Origin of the sequence: Asaia sp. SF2.1, from assembly GCF_000505765.1 — a bacterium.
GTDB lineage: Bacteria > Pseudomonadota > Alphaproteobacteria > Acetobacterales > Acetobacteraceae > Asaia > Asaia bogorensis.
Genome location: NZ_AYXS01000021.1, coordinates 1 through 19,433 on the forward strand (window position 1 = coordinate 1; position 19,433 = coordinate 19,433).

The window sequence follows — 19,433 nt, forward strand, 5'->3', positions numbered from 1 at the left end:
TGAATGTCGAGCAGAAGCGATTATTCGGGTAGATTCCGGTGTCGTAGCAGGCGTTGAGCAGATCATTGGCACTCAGATAGGTGATGGCATCAGAAACCCTGACATCCACGAATGAGGCTTTGACATCGAACCCGCGTATGAAGTGCGGCCTGAATTCAAGGCTGCCCGTATAGCTTTTGGAACGTTCATTGGAGAGATTCCGGTTCCCCCCGGCTGTACCCTCGATGCCGTAGGAATTGAAGTTCGAGACAAAATTCTGAGGCAGTCCGGCGCGTGCGCAATTGGCGGCTCGCAGGGCCGGGTTGGGGCCCGACGCAAGGCCTGTATCGGAACAGGGATCGACGCCGTTCTGATAGGTCGAGGATTGGGGGGAGTAGAGTTCGCCAATGCCGGGATTGCGTACCGATACAGCGTAATTGCCGCTCAGACCGATATCGCGTGTGAGCCACCAGGCCGCACCGGTCATATAGGTCCAGTAGGTACCGGTGATACTGTTATAGGTTACGCGCCCATTGGCCGTCAGGGAGAGATGATAGGCACCCGGGAGGTGCATTGCCGGTGAGATCAGAGGGATATCGAGTTCGCCGAAGCCCTCATGCGTATGATAAGCGCCGCCCGTATACGGGATCGACGCGCTGTTGCCGTAGGGAAGATAGCTGCCATCGCCCTGTTTCCAGCCAAGCAGATAGGCACCGGGGTCAAAGTGATAGGCCTCGCGTCGATGTTCGTAGCCCAGATCCCATCGTATTGCCCCTGCTGGCAGGGTCGCCACGGTCGAGCTGATTTCGGCCTGCAGATCGCGTTGCGTGTTGCGGTTGGTCGAGCGTGACTCCGTTGTGACGTAGTCGCGCGCGGCCGGCGTCATCTGGTTGTAGCCAAACGGGTTGAGCGGGGCACATACCGCGCTGCGCGTGGCAATCGGGGCATTCTGGTAGCCGGGAGCACATTCGATTGTGCCATCAGCAGCAGTGACAGCGTTCAACGCATTGACAAGGTTGGGAATAACGAGCGACGGGGCCGTCGTGGCATTGGTATTGCGCGTATACTCGCCCTGCAGCTTCCAGTTGAACTGACGGTTGAAGGCCCGGAAATCGCCATTCAGCCCGCCCTGAAAACGAAACATCTGCGATGTGGTGCGAAACAGGCCCTGATCGAGATCCTGATTGAGGCGGTTGAGATAGAATGTATCGGTTGGCAGGCCGTTTTCAGCCAGAGCCTGCTTGATCGTGCTCTGTTCGGCACTTGTGAGGAACGGGTTGCTGGTGCTCAGGGCGTAAGCGCCAGTTGTGACACCGTATTGATAATAGCTGCTGCTATAGGGCCCGGCATTATTCGCCGTCAGCGCATCGTTGAAAAGCGTGCTGCTCCATGTTCCCTGGCCCACCTGGTTTTCCGCGCTGCCGCGTGCGTACCAGCCTTGCCAGCGGGCGTGGATGTGCGGATCAAAATCGTAATGTCCAAGCAAGGTCAGGTTGAGCTTGTCGTTTGGCGTGACGATCTGGTTGTAGTTGCGCAGGGAGATACCATCACCCCCTACGGCCTGAGCGGTGTCGCCCTTGAGCAAGGTCCCCGCATTGAGCGGCACGAGCGACTGGCCGTTCTGGCTGAAGATCAGGGGAATACCACTGACATTGGCGATGCCGGACGCAGCCAGGCCAGCCCAGGTTGCACTATAATTGCCGCCATACACGGGAACGTCGCCATAGGCGCCTGTCAGGGACGGCATGCCGGTGAGCGATGCCTGAATGAAGCGCAGGTCAGGGCTTAATACATAGGTGTAAGGGGATGCTTCGCCCAGTGCGGGCCGGTGATAGACAGCCGCGTTGGCACCGAACACATCCGGGCGATCACTGGCGACGATACCGGCCTGATTGCGATATTCGACATCGAAGACCAGCCCTCCCTTGTCGTGATCGAAACCGGTTCCGGCCTTGAACGCAATCTTCTCGCTGGCGGCATCGAGCTGTTGTGTCCAGCCGCCCTGACCGTCAAGCGAAACACCCTTGTAATGGTCATCGAGCGTATAGTTGATCACACCAGCCACAGCATCAGCGCCATAAGCTGCACCAGCACCGCCCAGACGGGTATCCACCGACTTGATGAGCGAGGTTGGCAACGTGCTGACGTCAACCTGCGAGCCCGATCCCACACCGTAGATCGAAGCCGTAGCCCCGCCACCCATGCGCATGCCATCAACAAGGGTGAGGGTACGCTGCGAACCCAGATTGAGCAGGCTTACAAAGGACTGCCCGGCACCGAACATGTTCTGTGTGCCGAGTGAGGAATTGTCAGGCACGCTGACGGCAGGGTTTTCGCGCAAGAGCGCAAGGCCGAGATCGGTATAGCCCCGGCGGCCAATCTGTTCGCCACTCAGTGACGATCCGGCCATGACATTGGTCAGACGCGATTGCGTCAGGCGCGTGCCGGTGACGAAGATCGTCTCTGCAGGGGACGCTTTCTGCCCCGCGCCCACATCCAATGCGTCGCGTTTTGAGGTCACGGAAGGGGACAGGCGATGTTTTTCGCTTGTCGATTGCACTGCCTCGCGTGGTTGTTGCCGCAGCTGAGCCTGCTCCCGCAGGGGATGGGATGTCTGCTTGTCTTGCGAACCTGCTCCGGATTGCCCGGTGACTTTTTCAGACGCCAAGGCAGGAAGCGGGACAAAGGCCATTGTGCCGGCGGTCAGGGTAAGCAGGAGACGCAATGACCGTGCGGGGGTGAGAGCACTTGTCTTCACCCTTGCGGGAAATGGCATCAAGAACACCCCATCGCTTGTGTGCCATTATCTGGCACATCATGTCCGTTTGTCTGTCGTCTCCTTGTGCTACACCGTGCGGCACAAGTGCCCTTGCCGGGTGATTGCGTGCGGCAACCGGGTGAGAGCTCTCCTCCACTATTATCCCCATGGGCGAAAGGCGAAGAAGTATCGCGGTAATACTCCGCGAATATGTCACGCTGTTGTACAATCGCAACAGTGCATCACACATTGTGCCGTCGTGATTGATATTGTTGATAAGTTTCCAATGGGCCAACAGCGACATGGAGGGTATTCGAGGGCGCGCGCCCGCTATGTCGGCAGTCAGGGGGGAGGCAAAGTGTCTTTGTCTCCAATTGCAGCAAGGCGAGCGCGGCTACCCGGGCGAGACATTGCAGTTCCGTATCGCGGAATTCGTTTTTACGCAGACAAGTCAGCCTGCCTTCGCCATTTGCAAAGGCAGGCGTTGCGACGGGGCTTACTGGAAAGGCAGATACCGGAACGTGACGTATACGGTATTGCCAAAGGTGGTTGGATAGACCGAGCCGCCCTTGCCATCCGACCCGCGAAAGGCAAATTTGCGGATATAGGTATATTGCACGCCTCCCATGAGGCTTCCGTAAGTGCCATCGAGGAAATGCCACCAGCCCCCCGCCGTCATGGAGGCCAGGGTACGGGTCTGGGCGGTGCAGGTTCCGAACTCGATGGAACAGCCAGCGAGATTATGGTCATTGACGCCATAGCCATATTGCATGCCGTCGGCGGCGATATAGCTTCTCTTGCTGCTGGCCTCGATACCGCCATAGAGATACACCAGCACCGAAGGATCTGGATGGCCGATCAGGCCAAGCGCACCACGAATCTGAGGGATGGGCGAGAGACCGCCCTGACCGTTGAAGGTGACATCGGGAAGCTGGGACGCGCCATAGCGACCGATACCCTGACCCGCGATGACATTCCCCGTCAACTGAAGGCCCGGCGTAAACAGAGATGTGGTCATTCCGGCACCTACACCGCCCCCGAATTTGGTATCCTTGTGGCTGCGGGCGTCACCGGGAGACTGGATGACCGAACGGAACCAGCGGCCGAGGCCGAAAACCTCGTAATGCCCCAGATTGGTATCGACGGCTCCCTTGACGATCACATCAGGGATCGGATTGTCGGTATATTCAGCACTCGGGTTGAGCAGCAATCCGCCCGTATTCTGATAGAAAACGCGCGGCCCCTGTGTGTAGCCCCTGAGCGCTGGCAAGCGACCACCCGACGCCAGATCGGCTGAATAGGCAATGGTCGCCTGAGGGTCTTCAACCGAGACAGCCAGCCAGTATTTGTTCCCCCAATCCTTGCCGATACGGATTTGAGGCACGCGCAGGAAGGTGATGCCCGGTATCTGGTTGTTGTCTGTCACGGCAGGCAATTGTTCGCTGCGCGGGGTGACGCCCTTGGCGTAGTTTGTCGAGAGACTCCATGCCTGTCCCATGAGGACATGGAAACCCCAATCCTTCTTGGTAAAAGTGAAATATCCCTGCCTCAGCCTTGGCGTATAGCCGCTGATCTGTACAGAGTTGGTCGTCCCTGCCGCCCCGCCAAGATCGGACTCGATATAGGCTTGCAAGCGGATATCCCTGGTGGGATTGGCTTCCAGAAGAGTAGAAAGACGCGTGAGCTGGGCCGAGAGGCGCTCCTCACTCAGGCCGTGATTGGGGCTGTTGGCATAGGGGAAGTTATTCCATGCCGTGGCGGGGCCGCTGGTGATCGTAGAGTCACGCCAGATATTGGACATATCGATAAAACCGCCGAGACGCACCGAAATATTGCCGATGCTGAAAACAGGCGGGAGATAATCGACGGAGGTCTGGGTGATGGCGAGAGGACTCGATGAGCTCAGATCGATGGCGGACCCGGCGCTCCCCGATGCGCTCCCTGGTGCGCTGGTCGGTTCGGTCACCGCGGCGCGACCCGATGGTGATGTGGCCTGGGCAAGGCGCGTATCTGATACACCGGACCTGATCGCGGTTGTATCAGTCTGCGGTGCTTTCACGGCATGCGATGCACCGATGGGTCCTGCAGCTTGAGCGGAGGCGGTCTGATTAGAGCCTCTGGAGGCGCTATCCTGGCGTATGGGGTGGCTCGTGCGGCTTCCCCCCTGTTTGCCGACTGATCGGGCCTGTCGGCGTTGCTCTATCTTCACGACGCGGTTTTCCAGATCGCGGATCTGCGCCTTGATCAAGGCGAGTTCATCATCGTCTGTCGAGGCCCGGGCCGCAACGGGCGTCAGGCTTGTACCAACACTCATGCCGAGCAGAGAGAGTTTGAGGGCAGTCTTGAAACGCTCGCTCACCTTGGGTTCGCCTTGGTTATTCTTGTTATTGAGTTTTATACCCTCGGTAGGAGCGTAAACTCATTAACAGAATAAACGATTTCGGTAATTATTATTTATGATTTCCAATCTTGTTGTCGATGCGTCAAGGCTCCCTTCATCTCAGGCCTTTTGCCATCGGGTGGCGCGGCTCAACGCTGCAGAAGGGCCTGATACGCCGCGTGCCGATTGATGACGTGACTGATGAAATCGCAGCGTACGGCAATCTTCTGATCTGTCGTCAGGAGATGATCGAGCACGGCCCTGACGAGCCGCGATCCAATACCCCTTCCGGCCAAAGCCTCAGGAACGAAACTGTGATCCAGGACCAGAACAGAGCCGTCGTGATGATAACTGACAATACTGGTCTCGCCCGCTTCTGACCATTCGAAGCGATTGAGCGCCTTGTTGTCACGAAGACGACCGGAGCCGAAACCTTGTGTGTCCTGCGCTGTCTTCATGACCTTTTCTCCAATGAGCTCGTTTTGTAGTCCCGATGCAGATCCCACACTGTCAGGACCAGCATGATCGTGGTGAGGAACAGCACAAGATTGGTAAACTGCCCCAGCCAGGCCCCCAGCATCGCCGACAAGGCGTAGGTCAGCCAGGAACAGGCAGGCAGAGCCACTTCTTTCAGGGCGGGTCTTTTTCCATCCGGTTTCACGCGGCCGAGCCAGAGCAGAAGATAGCGCCCGGTGAAAGCCTCGGAAAACTTGACGATGTTGTTTGTCACCACAATCGTCTGGAGCGACACCCCGCCAAATTTGGCCAATGTCTCACCCTGAATGCCCAGCGCCAGCGCGACGAGAGGCAACTCGACCGGCAGGCGCAACCCGGGGGAAAGCCGGACGAAACTGACGATGAAGAGAATGGCAGCCATGATCAGAAGGCCCCAATAGGGCCAGCTAAGGAATTTCTTGATCAGGCTTGCCCCAATACAGCCGAGAAAAAACAGGCCCACTGCCGTGCCGATCGATCCTGCATTCGACCAGTGATGCAGTGCCACAGCGCGGCCAAGCTGCACGGTATTACCCGTCATGATGCCAGGGTAGATGCCGCCGACATCGATATAGGTCGTGACTTCCACCACAGCCACAACGAAGGTCAGGCAGAAGACGCGCCGCAGCAGGGTGGCAAGAGAATCCTCCTGCGCGGCCGGTGTGGATACTGTCACGTTTGTGGTGGTCATGACGGCTGCCCGGGGGCGAACTCCATGCGCAGGGCTGCGCCATGTTCATCGAGCCTGGGCGCACCGGGGCGTGTCAGAGGATCATCATAGCCGCTGATCTTCACCGGGTTGCCCGGCATTTTCAGCCCCCCGGCATCAATCACCATGTTTCTGGCGGCTGTCTGGGGAAGAGCCGCAGCTTCTGCGACATTCAGCATCGGACCGACCGGGACACCAGCCTTTTCGAGGGCGTCAAGCCAGAAGGCCGCGTCGTTTTGCTTGAGAGCCCCCTCAATGGCCTCCTTGAGCGCATCGAGATTGTCCATGCGATCGCTATTGTTCAGAAAGCGCGGATCCGCTGTGAGAGCCTCGATGCCAAGCGTGTGGCAGAGGGCGCCAAACAAATGGTTATTACCGCAGCAGATCACGATATGGCTGTCTCGTGTGCGGTAGACATCGAACGGTGCCATGGATGGGTGGCGATTGCCGATACGCGGCCCGGCGGCACCCGTAGCCGACCATGTCATGAGCGCATGTTGCAGGAACGCGAACGTGCCATCGAACATGGATACATCGACATGCGCCCCTTTTCCGGTGCGTTCCCTCGCGTAGAGTGCGCTGGCAATACCGCAGAACATGAACGTGCCGCCACACAGGTCAGACAGCGACGTTCCGCCGACCCGCGTGGGAGGACCATCAGGAAACCCTGTCGCCTCCATCATGCCGCTCATGGCCTGCACGATCGTGTCATAGGCCGGATAATGGGCGAGTGGCCCAGTATGCCCAAACCCTGATGAGGAGGCGTAAATCAGTCTGGGGTTGAGGGCATAGAGTGTCTCATAGGAGAACCCGAGACGGTCCATCACACCCGGGCGGTAGTTTTCGCACAGAATATCGGCGCGCTTGACCATCTCGAGGAAAACGCCCCGATCATTCTCGTCTTTGAGGTTGAGAACGATGCTCTCCTTGCCACGATTGACGAAAGAGAAATACAGCGAACGATCACCGACATAAGGGCCATAGGTGCGCGTATCGTCACCATGCCCCGGTGCTTCCACCTTGATCGTACGCGCACCCAGATCGGTCAGGATGGTCGTGCCGAACGGGCCGTTCAGCACGTGGGTCAGGTCGATGGCCAGCAGCCCCTCGAAAGGGCCGCTGGGGGGACGGGACGCCGTCACGGGCGCCTTTGCAGAACCTGTGACTGCATCCCCTGTGTTGCCTTGAACATTTTCATCCATGGAGCTGCCTCACTTTGAACCGGCTTTGGGGTTGAGCTTGCTCAGATGGCCGCTTTCCGTGCCGACATGCGGGTCGATAGACGCTGTGATCATGGCAGGGCCACCGCAGGCCAGCGCGTTTTCCAGCGCACGTGAGAGCGCCTCGTGATCGGTTACGTAATATCCCTTGCCCCCGAAGGCTTCGATGATCTTCTCGTAATGACCATTGGCCTCCAGAACCGTTACACCCGGATCCGTGCCACCGCTGCGGTTGACGTCATCGCCACGATAGATGCCGCCATTATTGAGCACGATCATCACGACGGGCAGACGGTACCGGCAGATCGTTTCGACCTCCATGCCACTGAAGCCAAAAGCGCTGTCACCCTCTATTGCAACGACCGGCTTGCCTGTGGTGATGGCAGCGCCAATGGCATAACCTAGCCCGACGCCCATCGTTCCCCAGCTGCCAGGGTCGAGGCGGCGGCGCGGTTTGTCCATATCAATAACGTTGCGGGTAATATCGAGCGTGTTGGCCCCCTCGTTCACCAGTACGATGTCGCGCCCCTCCAGGCCCGTCTTGATGGTGCCAATCGCTGTGTAGAAATTCATCGGCGTGGTCTTGTTGGCCAGACGTTCGGTCATTTTCTGCGTGTTGGTGTCACGCTTGGCCGCAATCGCAGCCAGCCATTCCGACGGCGCGCAGATTTTCTCCTGCTTCAGTGCGGTGGCCAAGGCCTGCACCGTCAGGCCAAGCTCACCGGCCAGCGGGGCGGCAATAGGGCGATTGCTGTCAAATTCCTCTGGGTTGATGTCGATCTGGATGAAGCGTGCGTCAGGCGACCATTGCGGCGGTTTGCCGTGGCCAAGCATCCAGTTGAGGCGTGCGCCCACCAGCACCACCACATCGGCCTGTCCCAGAACCAGCGAGCGCGCCGTGGCGGCAGAGGCAGGGTGGGTATCGGGCAATAACCCCTTGGCCATCGACATGGGAAGAAACGGGATGGAGGTGCTTTCAACGAGATCTTGTATGGCCCCCTCAGCCAGGGCATAGGCTGCGCCCTTGCCGAGCACGATGAGGGGCTTGCGTGCCTGTTTAAGAAGCGAAACCGCACGGGCGATCGCATCGGGGCAGGGTGGCAGGGCTGATTCCGGAGCCACAACCGTGATCAGGGAGTCCTGGCCCGTTTTTGAATCGAGCGTCTCGCTCAGGACAGCGGCCGGGAGGTCGAGATAGACACCACCCGGTTTTCCTGAAAGCGCGGCACGTATCGCGCGCGCTACCCCGATACCGATATCGGCCGCACGGTTGACGCGATAGGCGGCCTTGGCGAAGGGGCGGGCAGCGGCAAGCTGATCGAGCTCTTCATAATCACCCTGCTGCAGGTCGACGATCGCACGATCGCTGGACCCGCTTATGAGGATCATCGGATAGCCATTGGTCGTGGCATTGGCGAGAGCAGGAAGGGCGTTGAGAAAGCCTGGGGCAGAGGTTGTCAGGCAGAGCCCCGGCTTGCGGGTAAGATAGCCCGAGATCGATGCTGCATGAGCAGCGGGTTGCTCATGTCGGAAACTGATGAAGCGCATCCCCTTCTCCTGGGCGAGGCGCGCAAGATCCGTGATGGGGATGCCAACAACGCCGTAGAGCGTGTTCAGACCGTTGCACTGCAGGGCTTCAATGACAAGGTGAAAGCCGTCCGTGCTGAACGCGAGGGGAGATTGTGCGGGTGCCGATGCGTTGGCGGCCGAAGGGGCGTCTGCCATGACTCATTCCTTTTCCCTGCGTCATTCCGAAAGGCGACGGCGCAGGAAGGGCTTGCTATTCTTTGAGGGGGACAGGGCCGGAATGCCTGCTTCAGGACATTCCGGTGAATCTGTCAGGCGCAGACGATCTTCTTCGAGCGTAGATCGGCAATCTGGTCTGCCGAATAACCGAACTCGGCAAGGATCTCATCCGTATGCTGCCCAAGCAGCGGGGCAGCGGTGATTTCCGGAGTGAAGTCGCTGAACTTGATCGGATTGATGGTCAGGAACGATCCACGTACCGGCTGCTTGACCTCGACAATCGTGCCGGCGTCACGCAGGTCCTTGGACTCGGCAATTTCCTTCATCGACAGAACCGGCGCGCAGGGCACACGGAATTTCGAGAGATGGGCTACGGCCTGGTATTTATCCTTGTCGGCAAGCGAGGCCTCGATGGCAGCGAAGATCTCGAACATGTGGGTCTCACGTGCCTTGGTCGTGCAATAATGCGGGTCGGTGGCCCATTCAGGCTTGCCGATGGCCTCGCATGTCGGCCCCCAGTTCTGCTCCTGCACGGTGCAGTAGATATACGCGTTCTCGTCCGTCTCCCAGCCTTTGCATTTCAGGATCCAGCCTGGCTGGCCGCCACCGCCTGCATTGGCACCGCGCGGCACAGTGTCGCCGAATTTTCCGTCCGGGTATTGCGGGTATTCTTCCAGATAACCCACGCGCTCCAGACGCTGCTGGTCACGCAGCTTGACACGGCACAGATTCAGCACAGAATCCTGCATCGAAACGCTGATTTTCTGGCCTTTTCCGCTGCGCTCGCGGGCAAACAGGGCCGTCAGAACACCGATCAGCAGGTGATTGCCTGTGTTGCTGTCACCGAGCGCCGCGGCCGAAATGAGCGGGCCATTCGAATTGCCGGGGGCCTGACCATCCACATGCGGCGCGCCGTTCCAGTAACCCGTAGTCGAGGCCGAACCGCCGGCGCATTGTGCGACGTTTTCATAGGCACTGATATGCGACCAGGGAGAGGCGTCGCCAAAACCCTTTACCGTGCCGTAAATCAGGCGCGGGTTGAGTTGATGGAGAACGTCCCAGCCGAAGCCCATGCGATCCATGGCGCCAGGGCGGAAATTCTCAAGCAGGATGTCGGCCCATTTGAGGAGCTTCTCGAAAACCTCACGTCCTTCGGGGGTTTTCGTGTTGAGCTCGATCGAGCGCTTGTTGCTGTTCAGCATGGTGAAATACAGCGCGTCGGCATCCGGGATGTCGCGCAGCTGACGGCGGGTCACATCGCCTACGCCGGTTCGCTCAACCTTGATGACATCGGCACCATACCAAGCCAGAAGCTGGGCAGCCGAAGGGACCGATTGCACACCGCCAAAATCGATGACCTTGATTCCGGCAAGCGGCTTTGTGTTGTCTTGTGCAGTGCTCATGAGGGCAACTCCGTTATGATTGTTCTTATCGTTTTTTCGGAAAGCGCTTATCGAACGAATAAGCCCAATATGGGGGCTATGCGGTCGGTGTGAAGTATGTTCCCGAGGCGTGCGCTCACAATAAAACTTGATGCATATTTTTCATTTCTTTGGGAACTAAGATAGTTCTTCATAAATCAGAGAAAATACTTATGGGGAAGGCTTGTTTGTTCAATAATCCGCCAAAGGATTGATGTGCCTCAATGACTGTTGCCCCTCGCCAGGTTAGCGCTCGGTAACCTGAGCAAGCGGAATGATTACCTTGTTCCTCTCCCAGGCAGGATATTCCCCCGAGCCATGCTGTCATTCGGATCAGTCTGGCCGGAAGAGAGAATGAGGTTCTTCCATGGCGCTCAAGCTGCGTGAACTCAATCGGGCGCTGCATGTCGGCACACGTGTCGGGGTAGGAAGCGTACGATCACGCCGTCCTGACTACCTATCGCTTATGCCGCCCTGCAATCACGCCTGCCCGGCAGGGGAGAATATCCAGGGGTGGCTTGCTCTGGCACAAGGCGGCGCCTACGAGGCTGCCTGGCATCTGCTTAAAACGGAAAACCCGTTCCCCGCCATTCACGGTCGTGCCTGTTATCACCCTTGTGAAAACAGCTGTAATCGCGCCGAGATGGATGACGCTGTGGCGATCCATGAGGTCGAGCGGTTTCTGGGTGATATGGCCGCCGAGAAAAACTGGCGGGTCGCCTGTAAGCCTGCCACGGGCAAGAAAGTGCTTGTTGTCGGTTCGGGGCCTGCGGGTCTGTCCTGTGCCTATCATCTGGCAAAGCTGGGGCATCAGGTTGAAATTCGCGAGGCCTCGTCTCATGCGGGCGGCATGCTGGCCTATGGTATTCCGGAGTATCGCCTGCCGATGGATATCCTCGAACGCGAAATGGGTGACGTTCTGTCAATGCCGGGCGTGAGTCTGCACTGCAATGCGCCTGTGACGGATCTCGCTCAGACCATGAAAGAAGGCGCTTTCGATGCTGTCTTTCTGGGCGTTGGCGCGGCGCGCGCCCTGACCATGCCGCTGGCCACCGAGGCGGGATATCAGCCTGTCGAGGCGATCGACCTTCTCCATGCTGTGCGTGAAGGAAAGCGGCCCGAGCTTGGCCGTACTGTGGTGGTGGTTGGTGGCGGCAATGTCGCGATGGATGCCGCCCGTACGGCACGCCGTCTCGGCGCAGAGAAGGTCTTTATGGTCTATCGACGGGACGAGGCCCATATGAGCGCCCTGCCAGAGGAGCGCGAGGCCGCCGAGGCCGAAGGTGTCACCATACGTTATTGCAGCGTCGTCACCTATTATGGACATGATGGTGTCGAGATCGAGCATGTTGAACTCGATCCGCAGACCGGTGCCATACGTCCACCAGCAGATGGCCGCGCGCCGGATAGAGAGAGGCTGGCAGCTGACAGCGTCATTCTGGCGATTGGCCAGCATAGTGACTTCTCGCTCTGCTCTGACATGAGCGATATCGTGCTTGACAAGGGCGAGAGGCTGGAAATCGATCCGTCTTTCATGACGGGCGCACGCGGCGTGTTTGCCGGTGGCGATTGTGTGCGAGGAGCACGCACCATGACCACCGCGACCGGCCACGGCAAGAACGCCGCCCGGGCGATTGATGCCTATCTGCGGGCAGAAAAACCGGTGCCTGACGCGCCGGCCGAGATCGTGACCTTTGACATGCTCCACATGCCGGCCCTGCTGATGGCTGTGCGCGAAGAGGGCGTCGAATTGCCTACGTCGCTTCGCACGGGGTTCGAGGAGATCATTGCGGGGCTGAACGAGACGCAGGCGCGTCATGAGGCGGGGCGCTGCCTGTCATGCGGCAACTGTTTCGAGTGCGACAATTGTTTTGCAGCCTGCTCCGAGCAGGCCATTACCCGGCTGGGTCCGGGCAGGGGCTATGCAGTGGACGAGACCTTGTGCACCGGCTGTGGCGATTGCGCCGGACAATGCCCGAGCCATGCCATCGTGATGACGCCTGAACACAATGATACCGAGTGCGCGGAGGCTGCGGTCACCTTGACGCCGCAGCGCTTCGTGGTGCGCGCCTGAAGGCGGGAAAAGAGAACTAGACGATGAGCCATAACGCAAACACCGCCCCGCAATCCGGCAAGCCCCAACCTGGTGAAATGACCACTCTGGACGGGAATTCTGCTGTTGTTCACGTCGCGTATCGCGTGAACGAGATCTGTGCGATCTACCCTATTACGCCTTCCTCACCTATGGCCGAGACAGCCGATAGCTGGGCCAGTGAAGGGCTGAAAAATCTCTGGGGCAATGTGCCTATCGTGCAGGAAATGCAGGCCGAGGGCGGTGCGGCAGGCTGTGTGCACGGCGCCTTGCAAAGTGGTGCGCTCACAACCACTTTCACGGCCTCGCAGGGTTTGCTGCTGATGATCCCCAATCTGTACAAGATTGCGGGCGAATTGACATCGACCGTGGTGCACGTGGCAGCCCGCGCCCTTGCAGCCGGGGCGTCGTCCATTTTTGGCGATCATCAGGATCTGATGGCCGTTCGCCAGACAGGTTTTGCCCAGCTGGGTGCAGCCTCGGTGCAGGAAGCACATGATCTGGCGATTATCGCCCAGGCCGCTACGCTCGCGTCACGCGTGCCATTCATCCATTTCACGGATGGTTTTCGGACCTCTCACGAATATAATTCGCTGAAACTGGTCCCTGATGACCAGATCCGGTCGATGATCGACGAGACGCTCGTGCACGCGCATCGTGCCCGCGCGCTGACGCCGGATAATCCGTTCATTCGTGGCACCTGGCAGAACCCGGACACGTATTTCCAGACGCGTGAAGCGGTAAACACCTATTATCTGCGCACGCCTTCTCTCGTGCAGTCTGCCATGGACCGCTTTGCAGCACTGACCGGGCGTCAGTACGGGTTGTTCCGTTATGACGGCCCGCAGGATGCGCGCCATGTCATCATCGCGATGGGGTCGGGTGCCGAAGTGGTGCGCGAAACGATGCGATGGATGAACCAACGCGACCCTGAGGAGAAACGGGGGGCCATTCAGGTGCTCCTTTACCGGCCTTTCGACGCTGCAGCCTTTCTTGCAGCGTTGCCGCCGACAGTGGAGCGCATTGCGGTGCTGGATCGCACCAAGGAGCCGGGGGCACCGATGGAGCCGCTTCATGCGGATATCGTGGGTGTATTGGCCGAAGCGGTGGCCACGGGGAAATTTCCTCATATGCCGCGTGTCATTGGCGGGCGTTATGGCCTGTCGTCACGCGATTTCCACCCCGGCATGGTCAAGGCGGTTTATGACGAGCTGGCAAAGCCTGACCCGAGCCCCGTCTTTACGGTCGGTCTCATCGATGATGTGACGAATCTGAGTCTCGAATTCGACGAGGCTATCGATATCGAGCCCGGAAACATAACGCGTTGTCTGTTCTATGGGCTTGGCGCGGATGGCACGGTGGGCGCCAACAAGAACAGCGTTGAGATCATCGGTGAAATCGACGGGCATTATGCTCAGGCCTATTTCGATTATGACTCCCATAAATCGGGCGCAGAGACGGCTTCGCATCTGCGTTTCGGCACCAGCCCCATCAACGCGCCCTATCTGATCCGCCATGCGGATTTTGTCGCATGTCATAAATTCGAGTTCCTGTTTCGGCGTGACATTCTGGGTGCCGCCAATCCGGGGGGTATTTTTCTTCTGAATTCGCCTTTCGGTGCGGACACGGTCTGGGAGCGCCTGCCGCGCAAGGTTCAGGATCAGATCATCGCCAAGAAGTTGCGCTTCTATGTGATCGATGCGTCCAGTGTCGCGCTTGAGATCGGTCTTGGGCCACGCATCAACACCCTGCTGCAAACCTGTTTCTTCCATCTCGCAAAGGTTCTGCCTGAAGCAGAGGCAATCAGCGCCATCAAGGCTTTCATTCGCAAATCCTACGGGGCGAAAGGCGAAAAAATCGTCGCCCTCAACAACAAGGCGGTTGATGCTGCCCTGTCAGCCCTCCATGAGGTATCCGTCCCGGCGCAGGCACAGGGAACGCGCCCGATGCCTGCCATTGTGCCCGCCGAGGCACCGGAATTCGTGCACCGGGTCACAGCAGAGATTATGGCAGGGCGCGGTGAACTGATACCCGTCAGTGCCATGCCGGTTGATGGCACGTTCCCCGGTGGCACGACGCGTTATGAGAAACGCAATATTGCCATCGAAGTCCCTGTATGGGAGCCTGATTCCTGCATCCAGTGTGGGCAGTGCAGCATTGTGTGCCCTCATAGCGTGATACGTGCCAAGACCTATGACGAGGCCCGGCTGGAGGGGGCGCCTACGGGTTTCCGGTCAGCGCCAGTCAATGCCCGTGGTTACCCCGAGACGCGCTACACCCTTCAGCTTTATGTCGAAGACTGCACCGGTTGCGGCGTGTGCGTGGATAATTGCCCCTCAATTGATGCCCAGACCCAGAAACGCGCCATCAACATGACCGAAAAGCTGCCTCTGCTCGACCGTGAGCGGGCCGGTATGAGTTTTTTCGAGACCATTCCGGAAATGGATCGCAATCAGGTCAATCCGACCACAGTAAGAGGCCTACAGTTTTTCGAGCCGCTTTTTGAGTTCAGTGGGGCGTGTGCCGGGTGCGGTGAAACCCCCTATCTCAAGCTTGTTTCGCAGCTTTTCGGCGATCGTCTCCAGATTGCCAATGCGACAGGCTGCTCCGCCATCTTTGCGGGTAATACGCCGGCCCATCCATGGAAGGCGAATGCGCAGGGCCGTGGCGTAGCGTGGTCGAACTCGCTGTTCGAGGACAATGCGGAGTTTGGCCTTGGCTTCAGGCTGGCCATCGACAAGCAGACCGAACTGGCGCGCGATCTGGTTGCGGGCCTGCGTGAGACGATCGGTGGCGATCTTGCTGATGCTTTGCTCGATGCCCCGCAGGAAGATGAATGGGACTATGCCATTCAGCGTGACCGCGTGGCAGCCCTGAAGGGAAAACTCGAGGGTTCTACTGATAAATTGGCGGTCATGCTGCTTTCGGTTGCCGATCACCTTGTCAAACGCTCGGTATGGATCATTGGTGGTGATGGCTGGGCTTATGATATCGGTTATGGCGGCCTCGACCATGTCCTGGCTCAGGATCGGAACGTCAATATTCTGGTGCTGGATACCGAGGTTTATTCCAACACGGGCGGGCAGTCCTCCAAAGCCACGCCTCTTGGTGCCTCGGCAAAATTTGCCGCCTCCGGCAAGCGCGTGCCGCGCAAGGATCTAGGTCTGCAGGCGGTTTCCTACGGTAATGTGTATGTGGCGCAGATCGCCCTTGGGGCTAATCCCGAGCAGGCTCTGACGGCCATACGCAAGGCCGAGGCTCATGACGGTCCGTCGCTGATCATTGCCTATTCGCAGTGCATTGCCCACGGCATCGACATGCGCGACGGCATGAAGCAGCAGGCCAGGGCGGTGGCCAGCGGATACTGGCCGCTCTTCCGTTTCGACCCGGCCATGCGCAAGGAGGGGCTCAACCCGTTCCAGCTCGATTCAACACGCCCGCGTCTGCCGTTCGAGGAATATGCCTATCGCGAACTGCGCTACAAAACCCTGTCGCGAACCAATCCGGAGCAGGCGGAGCACTTGCTGCATCAGGCGCAGGCCGCGGCGCTGGAACGCTATCGCCTGTATGAGGACATGGCCTCACGTGATGGCAGGCGCTTCCTGCCGCACTGGGAGGATGTGCAGTGACCGCACAAACCTGCGCCCCTGAGACCAGACAGACTAACGAACCGGAAGAAGGTCGCGCGATGACGACAGTGCTCACCCCTGCCTCCTGCACGCGCAGAACGATTTTCGACGGGATGATTGCCAGAGCTGCCGGGCTGGGTGCTGTGCCTTATGCGATTGTCTGGCCCTGTGAGGGACATGCCCTTGCCGGCGCCATTGAGGCGGCCCGACATGGCGTGCTGGAGCCGGTTCTTATAGGCGATCCTGCGCTTATCGCCAGTGCAGCGCAGGAGGCTGGGCTTTCGGTGGCATCCTGCCGGATTGTCGAGGCCGAAACACCAGAGCGCGCCGTGCAGGTCGCGATTGGCCTTGTTCATGCAGGCGAGGTCCAGGGCCTCGCCAAGGGCAGTCTGCACACAGACACATTGATGCACGGTGTCGTTGCACAGGAGAGTGGCTTGCGGACATCACGGCGCATGAGCCATGTGTTCATGGTCACGGTAGCGGGGCGCACCGACTCGCTTTTCGTGACCGATGCCGCCATCAATATTACCCCCGACCTCGTAACCAAGCGGCACATTGTGCAGAATGCGATCGACCTGCATCACGGTCTTGGCTATGGCGCACCGCGTGTGGCGATCCTTTCCGCTGTGGAGACCATCAATCCGCGTATTCAGGGAACGCTCGATGCCGCCTGCCTAAGCAAGATGGCCGAACGCGGAGAGATAACGGGAGCAGTGCTCGATGGACCGCTTGCGATGGATGGTGCGGTGGACCCGCAGGCAGCAGCCATCAAGAAGCTGACCTCACCTGTCGCTGGCCGCGCCCAGATCCTCGTTGTACCGGACCTCGAGGCGGGAAACATTGTGGTCAAGGCGCTCAGCTTTCTCGGGCAGGCGAGTTCGGGCGGTATCGTGCTTGGTGCCAAGGTGCCTATCCTGCTGACCAGCCGGGCCGATACCATCGAGGCAAGGCTCGATTCAGCCGCTCTTTGCGCGCTTTATGCGCGACATCTCAAAAGTCTGTCTGTTGCCTGAAGCCGCTGGGCTACTGGCGGCACGGCGTGCGTGTTCGGTCAGCGTGCATCATCGCTCTCTCGTTGCTCTGCGATGATCCGTGCCAGCGAGAGTCCATTATCGGACAGAAGTGTAGCTTGACGGTAGGACGCGCCACCATGTTCATCGGTCACGATGACGGTCGCGACGAAACTGTAAGCGTGCCTCTGCTCACCGCTCGCGGCAGGCAGGGCGGGGAGGTTCGCGCGGGCCAGCGCCTGTCGGGTGACAGGATCGGAAATGGGGGCGTGAAGTTCCTCCGGCTGGACGATCGAAAGATGCTGCCTCGCGCGAGTCAGGAGCAAAGGTGTCATGCCGGGCAAGAGCGTCAGTTCATCCAGCGACTGGAACGGGGCATGGGGCGGCAGATAGCGTAACCCAAGGGCAAGAAAGCGCTGTCGCTCATTCGGGTCCTGCGCCTGGGCCTGCCGACGCCATGAAACCATCTCCCGGGCGATCATTGCCGCCTGATCGGGCGTTGCACCGCATTCCACGAATAGCGCAGCGAGAAGTGGCAGGGGGGCAGTATTCGGGTTGATCGTAGCGGCCTGACTTGTGAGGCTTATACTGAGCTTCAGACCATCAATCCGGCTGACATGCGGTGTGCCATCGAGTGGCCAGCGTGTGGCGATTGGCCCGCTTTCGTGAAAGACTGCGCTGGCGATACCGCCCTCAGCGAGTGTCTCCATACGGGCCGTGTCGCGCAGCAGCCGTGTTTCACGCAAGGCCGAGCCTGCACTGGCGATCGTCATGGCCGTCAGCAGTGAGAGCCCCGCCAGCGCCCAGAGCACGATCAAGAGCGCGAAACCGCGCTCCTGTCTTTCCCGTGCTGGCTGCCTTGTGTTCACCGATCCAGACCGAGTTTCTCGCGCAGGCGTTTTTGCGGGTCGGCGCTGCCAGTTGTGTGCATCGACTTCATCTCGTCTGGCACATCGGCAGCATTGGGGTGGGTGTCGCGCAGGTCTTCCATCAGGTTCACCGCATCGCGCTGGTCATGGATGACATGGGGTGTGATCAGGATCAGCAATTCGGTGCGTTGACGACTATTGTTTTGGCTTCCCGCCAGAAAGCCCAGAACCGGGATGTTCTTGAGCCAGGGGATACCGCTATTGGCGCGGGATGAGTTCTCGGTGATGAGCCCGGCAAGCCCCACTGTCTGCCCGTCCTGCACGACCACACGCGAATTGACCGAACGATCATTGAAAGTGGGATTGGCCGCGCTGCTGGTGTTGCTGGCTGCATTGGAACTGACAGAGCTCACCTCCTGTGACACATCCAGCGTGACAAGGCCGCTCTGGCTGACATGGGGGGTCACCTCCATGATCACGCCGGTAGGCTGATAGGTGAACTGGTTATAGACGGAGGTCCCGATTGTGCTGGATTGCGAGCCGATCTGCACGGGTACCAGCTGCCCGACCTGAAGCCGTGCTGCCCTGTTATCCAGCACCATGAGTTGAGGCGAGGACAGCACATGCACCGTGGTCACATTTTGCAGGGCATCGATAGCAAATGGAGCACCGCCACCACTTGCCCCGCCAATGATGAAGCCGGGCAGGGTGTGGCTGAAAGCGGCTGTAGCGAGTGTGCCGGCCGTGATGGTCTGGCTGTTGGTGCTCAGCACGCCATTGATGCCGCCAGATTTGAAGAAGAACTGCGTGCCGTATTGCAGGGCGTCATTGAGCTGCACCTCGGCCACAACAGCGTCGATACGCACCTGAAGCGGCATGACGTCGATACGGCGCAGCATCTGCTCGATCGTATCGCTTTCCTGATCCGTGGCATGAACCAGAATGGCGTTATGCTGGGCATTCGAGAGGATACGCAGTGTGTCGGTATTGTGGTCTCCGCCGCCTGAGCTGTCGAGCCCACCCAGAAGCGGGTTGTTGAGAGACGCATTGCCGCCAGCCTGACCTGCAGGGGCTGCCGTGTTCTGCCCTGTCTGGCCAAAAGTGTTCGTGCCGGTGCCCCCC

At 59.2% G+C, this 19,433-nt stretch carries 12 protein-coding genes; 3 read left to right on the top strand and 9 right to left on the bottom strand.

The window, feature by feature from the left end; all coding sequences use genetic code 11:
- The 7 genes from P792_RS29350 to frc all read right to left on the bottom strand — a co-directional run.
- The coding region (locus tag P792_RS29350; protein WP_084331095.1) for a TonB-dependent receptor domain-containing protein at positions 1–2,755 on the bottom strand (2,755 nt) is incomplete at its 3' end.
- A gap of 478 nt (positions 2,756–3,233) precedes the next feature.
- The gene (locus P792_RS29355; RefSeq protein ID WP_031240917.1) at positions 3,234–5,051 is read right to left on the bottom strand and encodes a hypothetical protein; all 1,818 of its coding nucleotides are present in this window, start codon (positions 5,049–5,051) and stop codon (positions 3,234–3,236) included.
- A 215-nt stretch (positions 5,052–5,266) separates the two neighbouring features.
- Positions 5,267–5,575, bottom strand: a complete 309-nt coding sequence (locus P792_RS29360) for a GNAT family N-acetyltransferase (protein WP_023978908.1) — start codon at positions 5,573–5,575, stop codon at positions 5,267–5,269.
- Complete coding sequence (locus tag P792_RS29365) at positions 5,572–6,303, bottom strand: YoaK family protein (RefSeq protein WP_023978909.1); 732 nt, start codon at positions 6,301–6,303, stop codon at positions 5,572–5,574. The genes P792_RS29360 and P792_RS29365 overlap by 4 nt, the downstream gene beginning before the upstream one ends.
- Positions 6,300–7,523 carry a CoA:oxalate CoA-transferase gene (gene yfdE / locus P792_RS29370; protein WP_023978910.1) on the bottom strand — a complete coding sequence of 408 codons (1,224 nt, stop codon included), beginning with the start codon at positions 7,521–7,523 and terminating at the stop codon, positions 6,300–6,302. Before yfdE ends, P792_RS29365 begins: the two co-directional genes overlap by 4 nt.
- 9 nt (positions 7,524–7,532) lie before the next feature.
- Entirely contained in the window at positions 7,533–9,266 is a 1,734-nt protein-coding gene (gene oxc / locus P792_RS29375; protein WP_023978911.1) for an oxalyl-CoA decarboxylase, read from the bottom strand.
- Positions 9,267–9,379: 113 nt separating this feature from the next.
- Positions 9,380–10,690 (bottom strand): formyl-CoA transferase, encoded by a 1,311-nt coding sequence (gene frc, locus P792_RS29380; protein WP_023978912.1) that lies wholly within the window; start codon positions 10,688–10,690, stop codon positions 9,380–9,382.
- 385 nt (positions 10,691–11,075) lie between these two features.
- Here frc and P792_RS29385 point away from each other — a divergent pair, with 385 nt between their 5' ends.
- The 3 genes from P792_RS29385 to P792_RS29395 are packed head-to-tail and all read left to right on the top strand — an operon-like array spanning position 11,076 to position 17,445.
- A complete protein-coding gene (locus P792_RS29385; RefSeq protein WP_023978913.1) occupies positions 11,076–12,782 on the top strand; it encodes an NAD(P)-binding protein in 1,707 nt (568 codons plus the stop codon).
- 23 nt (positions 12,783–12,805) lie between these two features.
- Positions 12,806–16,429, top strand: coding sequence for a pyruvate:ferredoxin (flavodoxin) oxidoreductase (gene nifJ, locus P792_RS29390; protein ID WP_023978914.1), 3,624 nt, complete (start codon positions 12,806–12,808; stop codon positions 16,427–16,429).
- 59 nt (positions 16,430–16,488) lie between these two features.
- Positions 16,489–17,445, top strand: coding sequence for a bifunctional enoyl-CoA hydratase/phosphate acetyltransferase (locus P792_RS29395; protein WP_023978915.1), 957 nt, complete (start codon positions 16,489–16,491; stop codon positions 17,443–17,445).
- Positions 17,446–17,483: 38 nt separating this feature from the next.
- On the opposite strand, the gene P792_RS0119150 is transcribed toward P792_RS29395, so the two are convergent.
- Entirely contained in the window at positions 17,484–18,311 is an 828-nt protein-coding gene (locus tag P792_RS0119150; RefSeq protein ID WP_152530208.1) for a type II secretion system protein GspK, read from the bottom strand.
- On the bottom strand, positions 18,308–19,433 hold a 1,126-nt coding region (locus tag P792_RS29400; RefSeq protein WP_023978917.1), incomplete at its 5' end, for a type II secretion system protein GspD. The genes P792_RS29400 and P792_RS0119150, both read right to left, overlap by 4 nt.